Source organism: Siminovitchia fortis, from assembly GCF_003605365.2.
Classification (GTDB): domain Bacteria; phylum Bacillota; class Bacilli; order Bacillales; family Bacillaceae_C; genus Siminovitchia; species Siminovitchia fortis.
Genome location: NZ_QYTU02000066.1, coordinates 1 through 6588 on the forward strand (window position 1 = coordinate 1; position 6588 = coordinate 6588).

At 41.0% G+C, this 6588-nt stretch carries 8 protein-coding genes; 5 read left to right on the forward strand and 3 right to left on the reverse strand.

All coding sequences use genetic code 11. From position 1 onward, the window contains the following. The first annotated feature begins 81 nt into the window (after positions 1–81). Complete coding sequence (locus tag D4N35_RS17295) at positions 82–864, forward strand: M15 family metallopeptidase (protein WP_120075903.1); 783 nt, start codon at positions 82–84, stop codon at positions 862–864. 376 nt (positions 865–1240) lie between these two features. Next, positions 1241–2704, forward strand: a complete 1464-nt coding sequence (locus tag D4N35_RS17300; protein ID WP_120075914.1) for a lmo1851 family serine protease — start codon at positions 1241–1243, stop codon at positions 2702–2704. A gap of 69 nt (positions 2705–2773) precedes the next feature. Here D4N35_RS17300 and D4N35_RS17305 read toward each other — a convergent pair whose 3' ends face one another. Then, a complete protein-coding gene (locus tag D4N35_RS17305) occupies positions 2774–3016 on the reverse strand; it encodes a DNA alkylation repair protein (RefSeq protein WP_120075905.1) in 243 nt (80 codons plus the stop codon). A gap of 356 nt (positions 3017–3372) precedes the next feature. Here D4N35_RS17305 and D4N35_RS17310 point away from each other — a divergent pair, with 356 nt between their 5' ends. Together D4N35_RS17310 and D4N35_RS17315 are read left to right on the forward strand one after the other, a co-directional pair. Further along, the gene (locus D4N35_RS17310) at positions 3373–4077 is read left to right on the forward strand and encodes a CAP domain-containing protein (RefSeq protein WP_120075907.1); all 705 of its coding nucleotides are present in this window, start codon (positions 3373–3375) and stop codon (positions 4075–4077) included. Positions 4078–4262: 185 nt separating this feature from the next. Continuing rightward, positions 4263–4421 carry a DUF2639 domain-containing protein gene (locus tag D4N35_RS17315; RefSeq protein ID WP_120075909.1) on the forward strand — a complete coding sequence of 53 codons (159 nt, stop codon included), beginning with the start codon at positions 4263–4265 and terminating at the stop codon, positions 4419–4421. 41 nt (positions 4422–4462) lie between these two features. On the opposite strand, the gene D4N35_RS17320 is transcribed toward D4N35_RS17315, so the two are convergent. Continuing rightward, entirely contained in the window at positions 4463–5026 is a 564-nt protein-coding gene (locus D4N35_RS17320) for a GNAT family N-acetyltransferase (RefSeq protein WP_120075917.1), read from the reverse strand. 399 nt (positions 5027–5425) lie between these two features. Next, entirely contained in the window at positions 5426–6037 is a 612-nt protein-coding gene (uptA, locus tag D4N35_RS17325; protein WP_120075911.1) for an undecaprenyl phosphate transporter UptA, read from the reverse strand. A gap of 135 nt (positions 6038–6172) precedes the next feature. Between uptA and D4N35_RS17330 the strand changes: the two genes are divergently transcribed. After that, positions 6173–6502 carry a DUF4870 domain-containing protein gene (locus tag D4N35_RS17330; protein ID WP_120075912.1) on the forward strand — a complete coding sequence of 110 codons (330 nt, stop codon included), beginning with the start codon at positions 6173–6175 and terminating at the stop codon, positions 6500–6502. Positions 6503–6588 lie beyond the last annotated feature (86 nt).

The following is a 6588-nucleotide window of genomic DNA, read 5'->3' on the forward strand; positions in this document are numbered from 1 at the left end:
TGATCGAAGTAGCTTTGGAATCTGCGATTAAAAGTCCGGAATAGAATTTTTTGAAAGTGAATTGGAGTCGTGGGATTTTTTATGAAAAAACTGATAGGTATCATCATGATTGTACTCTTGCTTTCCGGTTGCCAGTGGAATCAATTCACGGGTGAAAGCAAGCAAAAACAAAAGCCGGACGACGTTTCTGAAAAGACTCAATCAAATGAGGAAGAGGGCTTGGCCTTGGAATCCGCCTACTTCAATGAAGTGGTGGAAGTGGATGGCAGAAAAGAAATTGTGAATGCAAGCAATGTACTGGCCTTGGTCAATAAAACCTATGCATTGCCGAGTGACTACGCACCTGATGATTTGGTCCGGCCAAAAGTAGCTTTTTCCTTTGGGGAACAGGATATTGAAAAAAGTTATTTAAGGAAGGAAGCTGCTGAAGCGCTGGAAAAAATGTTTGAAGCAGCCGAGAAAGATGGAATTCAACTGTATGCTTCCTCCGGATATCGTTCATATGCCAGACAAGAAGGGGTTTTCCAGGTAGAAGCTGCAAGATCTGGAGAGAAAAAGGCCGCCCAGGCGGTTGCTGTCCCGGGATACAGTGAACACCAGACAGGCCTTGCTATGGATATTACAAGCGAGTCTGTACAATACCTTTTGGTTGAAGAGTTTGAACAAAAACCCGAAGGCAAGTGGTTAAGGGACAATGCCCATCGTTTTGGATACATTTTACGTTACCCGAAAGGCAAAGAAGAGGTAACGGAATATCAGTATGAACCATGGCATTTCAGATATGTAGGAGTAAAAGCTGCAAAAATCATCTATCAGCACAATTGGACATTGGAAGAATATTTCGAGCATGCATCAAAAATTTAATGGCTTTGCCTTTTACTGGGCAAAGTCTTTTTATAGTTAAAGCATAAAATGTTACCGAATTTTCTCTTCAAACAAAGATTATATAATGTCCAGCTCCAGGCGCTTCTTACTGAGTAAGAAAGTATAAGATGTTTTATCTTTAAAATTTTGAACAAAGCCTTTTGTTATCTAGCTCCAGCCCTATCGACTAGCAGACTTCGCACCTCTAGTCTGTACGTCGATGGGCGAGGCGCTTGCGCTTTTCTAATTACAATAACACTTACACTCCATTATCCTTTCACTGGCTGTGTAAAACTGGTAGAATAAAGTGGTTGGATAAACCTTCAGATGATTGAATATGCAAAGATGAGCTGACGTGATGAAAGTGGTGAAATGGATGGAAGAAAATCAAAATAATAGAGAAGATACGCCGCAGCATGCCGGATTTATTCAGATGAAGAAATTCAGATTCGTCATGTTAATCTTTCTTATCGTCTTTTTAACAGCGGGTGTAACCATTTTGGCCCTATCGTTTGGCGATGAAAAAGCAGTCAATGTGGGAATGCAGGAAAGAGCCGAGTTTAATAAATTGTACAACACATACGATAAATTGAAGAAAAGTTATTTTCAAGATGTTGATGAAGAAAAGCTTGTCGATGGTGCCATCGACGGTATGGTGAAGTCGCTCGATGATCCATATTCCGATTATATGACAAAAGAAGAAAGCAAAGTCTTTGAAGAAAGCATTACCTCTTCGTTTGAAGGAATTGGAGCGGAGATTCAGGAGAAAAATGGCGCAATTGTTGTTGTTTCCCCGATAAAAGGGTCTCCGGCAGAAAAAGCCGGAATCGAACCAAATGATAAGATAACGGAAGTGGACGGGAAAAGTGTCAGGGGCATGAGCGCCAATGAAGCAGTCCTGTTGATCAGAGGAGAAAAAGGCACGAAGGTGACATTGACGATTGAGCGCAAAGAAGGTGAAGAACCGAAAAAAGTCACCATTACACGCGATGAAATTCCGATCAATACCGTCTATCCCGAAATGCTTGATAACGGGGTAGCGAAAATTCAAATTACGAGCTTTTCCAGCCACACGGATAAAGATCTGAGCGAAGCCTTGAAAGAGATGGAAGACAAGGGAATGAAGTCCTTGATCCTTGATCTCCGTAAAAATCCGGGAGGGTTGCTCGATCAGGCCATCAGCATTTCCAATCTGTTCGTTCCAAAAGGAAAAATGTTGTTCCAAGTAGCCAACAAAGACGGAAAAGTGGAGGAATATGTTGCAAAAGACGGTAAAAAAATTACCGTTCCGACGGTAGTATTGGTCGATGAAGGCAGCGCCAGCGCCTCGGAAATACTGGCTGCGGCTGTAAGTGAATCCGCAGGTATTCCGCTTGTCGGTGAAAAAACATTCGGGAAGGGAACCGTTCAGACAACTTACGAGTTCCAAGACGGCTCCAATATCAAATACACAATGGCCAAATGGCTGACACCTGACGGCAATTGGATTAATGAGAAAGGGATCGAACCGGATAAAAAGGTGGCCATGCCTAAATATGCTTCATTGTCCTATATCGATCCGGATCACAAACTGAAGGTCGATTCAGCCTCATCGGATGTGAAAGCAGCCGAGCAAATTTTAAAAGAGCTGGGCTATAATCCGGGCAAAGTGGACTCCTTTTATGACGAAGATACAAAAAATGCCGTCATGGAGTTTCAGAAAGACGAAAAGCTGGAAACAACCGGTGTTTTGACCGGCGACACAACCATTGCGCTCATGAATAAAATCCGCGAGCACCTTCAGGAAAATGATCCGCAAGTGAAGGAAGCGGCTAAAATGTTGTCCAAAAAGAATAAATAAATGAAAAAAGAACTCCTTCCTTACAGGGAGTTCTTTTTTCATGAGTGAAGTTAAAGCAGCCCAGGCTGCTTATTGTTCACCGTATTTTGCAAAAGTCCTTTCGTCTTCTATCAAGCCGCATGAACCGCATTGAATCCTTCTTTCAGGCCCGTTATAATGTGCGTGGAAAGGGCCTGCCTCCTCCATCGTGTCATACCTTTCAACAATTTCACCTGTATCCGGGTCCATTTTAACCGCTGAAACGACTTGTTCCACAATATTGAAACGTGTTCGATTCGTCTTGCAGTTGGGACAGCGATATTTTGTACTCATGATGACCTCCTTTTTTATCAGAATAACCAACTAATGCTTAATTTATTAGAGAGGTTAAGCTGCTAACAATACCATAACAATTGAAACAGCGCTGTAATATATGTAACAAAATACGCCTTCTTCAACATTTGTCAACCACAAATATTTAGAAGTTTTTAACTGTGTATATAGTAATTTGCCAGCGTTGGCAATGTAAGTTATTTCTTCCTCTCTAAAAATACCGCATGATATCAATCATCTTTTCTATGAACCTATGTAAGGAATAATAGGCTATTAAACTGGAACTTCCTCCCACTAATATTACAAAAATCCTATGATACTATGAAAACAGAAAAAGACAGGGAGGAATAAATGAGATGAAAAAATCAATCGTTTCAACTGCGGCAGCGTTGGCGATATTGGCTGCTCCAATTGCAGGACAAGCCAGCGCAGCAACGCCGGATCAAGCACAATCCAATGTAAAGGTGTATTACTATCAAACTGATGGTATGCAAAAGATGAATAACTGGTGCGATCAGTTTGTTTATAAGTATTATCCTAATTGGAAAACAGAAAAAGACAACTATCAGCCTGAAAAGCAGGCGCAAAAACCTGCTGAACAGCAACCAGCCCAAAAACCTGCTGAAAAACCGCAGCAACCTAAAAAAGAAGAGCAAAAACCCGCTGAGCAGCAAAACAGCCAGTTAAGCGCCTATGAACAAAAAGTGGTCGAATTGACAAATGCGGAAAGAGCTAAAAATGGACTTGCACCGCTTAAAGTAGATGTGGAATTAAGCAAAGTGGCTCGCGAAAAATCAAGAGACATGTCTGCAAACAACTATTTCGACCATAACAGCCCAACATACGGTTCCCCATTTGATATGATGAAAAAATTCGGAATCAGCTACCGTTCAGCCGGTGAAAACATCGCTCAAGGTCAACGTACACCTGAAGAAGTTGTGAATGCTTGGATGAACAGCTCAGGCCACCGTGAAAACATTTTAAGCAAAGATTACACACATATCGGTGTGGGTCATGCAGCTGACGGAAATTACTGGACACAACAATTCATCGGAAAATAATAAATTGAAAAAAGAACGAACAGCTTTTCGTACAGAGCTTGTTCGTTCTTTTTGATGTTCACCATGATTTTTTGGACACGATCTTTTGCACACTGCTTGAATGATTAATTTTAGCGTATTGGTCAAGCAACATAGAATCGCTCCTTTCATATGATAATTGGGCATGTGAAAAGGGGAGATGAAAAGTGCACATTTATTCCAAGGGTTGGTATATTGCGAAACTGAAAGAAAAGGGTATCCGTTTCCACCCGGAGAAGAAAAAGAAGCTGGAATTATTTAAAATACACGTTGTGAGAAATCTTTACAATGAAATGATAGAAGCAGAAGAAAAAAGAAAAGATTAAAAAACAGCCGGAAACATTTGCTTTCCGGCTGTTTTTTAAAGCTAGGCTTCCATTGGCTGTGTCTCTTCTTCGGCTGCGGAATTGCGGATAAATTCCATCGTGTATAAATCCTTTGGCACTTCATAAAGATCATATACATATCCGCCGCTGTTCAATTGATTAAAAAGCTCCCGCCTTGTTTCATTGGCCAAAATGGTATACGGAAGCTTTTCTGCTGCCTTTTTCGACCGGATATTTTCTTTTCGGATGCGCATAAAAACAGTTTCAATGTCACTTTCGAAAAATAGCTCCTGAAAGAAATTTTCCTTCGCTATATGGTTATAGCCTTTTCCATGAAACGGTTTGCCGATCCATGTTCCCAAAAATCCGCTCTTTGAGTCAATATCAAAAAGATTAATCGTACCTATCGGATTTTCCCACTCATCCAGAATGGTCCTTGAGATCAATTCGCCACGCTCTTCTGCTTCAATTGTCTGCTTTGTTAAAAAGACAAACTCGTCGTAAGAAAAAGCTTTCTGACGTACGTAAGGGAAGACATCGGGGTGCGTCATCAAATCAAACAAAATCCGGCATTCATGCCCATTTACTTCACGTTTCTTGAGCATCATCTGAATCCCTCCTGCCCAGGGCAGGTCGGCGTTCGATCCTGCCCTCGAAATTTTTTAAGTTTGCATAAAAAATTTCGGGGTGGGAATCGAACCCACTAATACCAGTCAGAAACAGGACTGGTGGCGCACCATTTGCCTTCCCTCAATTATGAGATGTATTCTGTTTTTTAAAAGAAAAGACTGTCTAGCTCCAGCGCCCAGCGACTAGCAAACTTCACCCTCCTCCAATCGATAAGTCAACATCGGCTCGTACCTCGCCGTGTTTCCTTTATCTCATTGCGGAGTGCTCCAGTTTGTACGTCGCTAAACGGGCGCTTACGCTTTTCTTAGTATCTACCCATATAATACAAAAATTTATTTTGTTTGGAAATAGCTAAAATCCGTTTTTTTAAAATATTATTTTTCGTTTTTCGACATGCGTTTTAGGGGCCATTTTTTAAATAGAAAGTATAGCAGGAGGACTGCCAGTGCTGTTCCGATAATCGGTCTTAAATAAGCCGCGGCGTAGTCTCCGATTTGATCCCAATGATTTTCAAGTTCGATGCCGATCAAGAGGAATAGAACCGTCCAAGGAATCATCGCTGCAACAGTAAGAATGGTAAATTGGTAAAAAGGCATCCTGGCTATGCCGGCAGGAATGGAAATCGCATGTCTGATGACTGGGATGAAACGGGCAGTGAAAATGACAATCGTTCCATGCTTCGAAAACCAGCTTTCAGCTGCATTTAAATGTTTAGATTGGATGAATAGATACTTTCCATACCGGTCAAAAAAAGGCCTGCCCCCGTAAATCCCGAGCCAATACAAGAAGAGTTGAGCCATCGTTCCGCCAAGAACTCCCGCAATTAAGGCTTCAAAGAAAGAAATTCTTCCGATTGCTATTAAATACCCGCCATACCCGAGGACAATTTCACTTGGAATGACTTCTATCATCAGACCGATGGTTATGCCCAGGAATCCATAGTCTCCAAGAATTTGCAGTAATTCAACAGCCCATTCGCGAAGCATGAAATTTTACCACCCCATTCACACAAGCATGCTCAAAGAATGATTATGCTTGTACGAAAAAAAATATCATCTTTTTTGAAACTTTCCATGCTTGTTTTCGTATAAACTAATAGTTATTCAATGGGAGGGAATTATATGGATACGGTATCCAGCAATGAAAGAATGCTCGCAATGGTCATATATGTAACGAGTTTTTTTACAGCTTTGATCGGCCCGCTGCTCATTTGGCTGCTGAAAAAAGATGAATCGCCTTTTATCGATTTTCACGGGAAGGAATACTTGAATTTTTTCATCTCGTATGCAGTGTATAGTATAGCGGCTTATATATTAATGCTTGTACTCATCGGATTTATCCTATTGCCGATTATTGGGGTGATGGCATTTATTTTCACTATCATTGCGGCAGTCAAAGCGTACAACGGAGAAATATATCATTTTCCACTTATATTCAGAATTATCAAGTAGGATGCTGCAATAGGATACCCTTGATATTCCTTATTAGAGGAATATCAAGGGTATTTTTATTAATGGTTTAGAAAACCCCCGGCTAT

Coding starts and splice junctions, on each gene's coding strand:
- D4N35_RS17295 (WP_120075903.1), top strand. CDS start 82: ATGAAAAAACTGATAGGTATCATCATGATTGTACTCTTGCTTTCCGGT.
- D4N35_RS17300 (WP_120075914.1), top strand. CDS start 1,241: ATGGAAGAAAATCAAAATAATAGAGAAGATACGCCGCAGCATGCCGGA.
- D4N35_RS17305 (WP_120075905.1), bottom strand. CDS start 3,016: ATGAGTACAAAATATCGCTGTCCCAACTGCAAGACGAATCGAACACGT.
- D4N35_RS17310 (WP_120075907.1), top strand. CDS start 3,373: ATGAAAAAATCAATCGTTTCAACTGCGGCAGCGTTGGCGATATTGGCT.
- D4N35_RS17320 (WP_120075917.1), bottom strand. CDS start 5,026: ATGCTCAAGAAACGTGAAGTAAATGGGCATGAATGCCGGATTTTGTTT.
- uptA (WP_120075911.1), bottom strand. CDS start 6,037: ATGCTTCGCGAATGGGCTGTTGAATTACTGCAAATTCTTGGAGACTAT.
- D4N35_RS17330 (WP_120075912.1), top strand. CDS start 6,173: ATGGATACGGTATCCAGCAATGAAAGAATGCTCGCAATGGTCATATAT.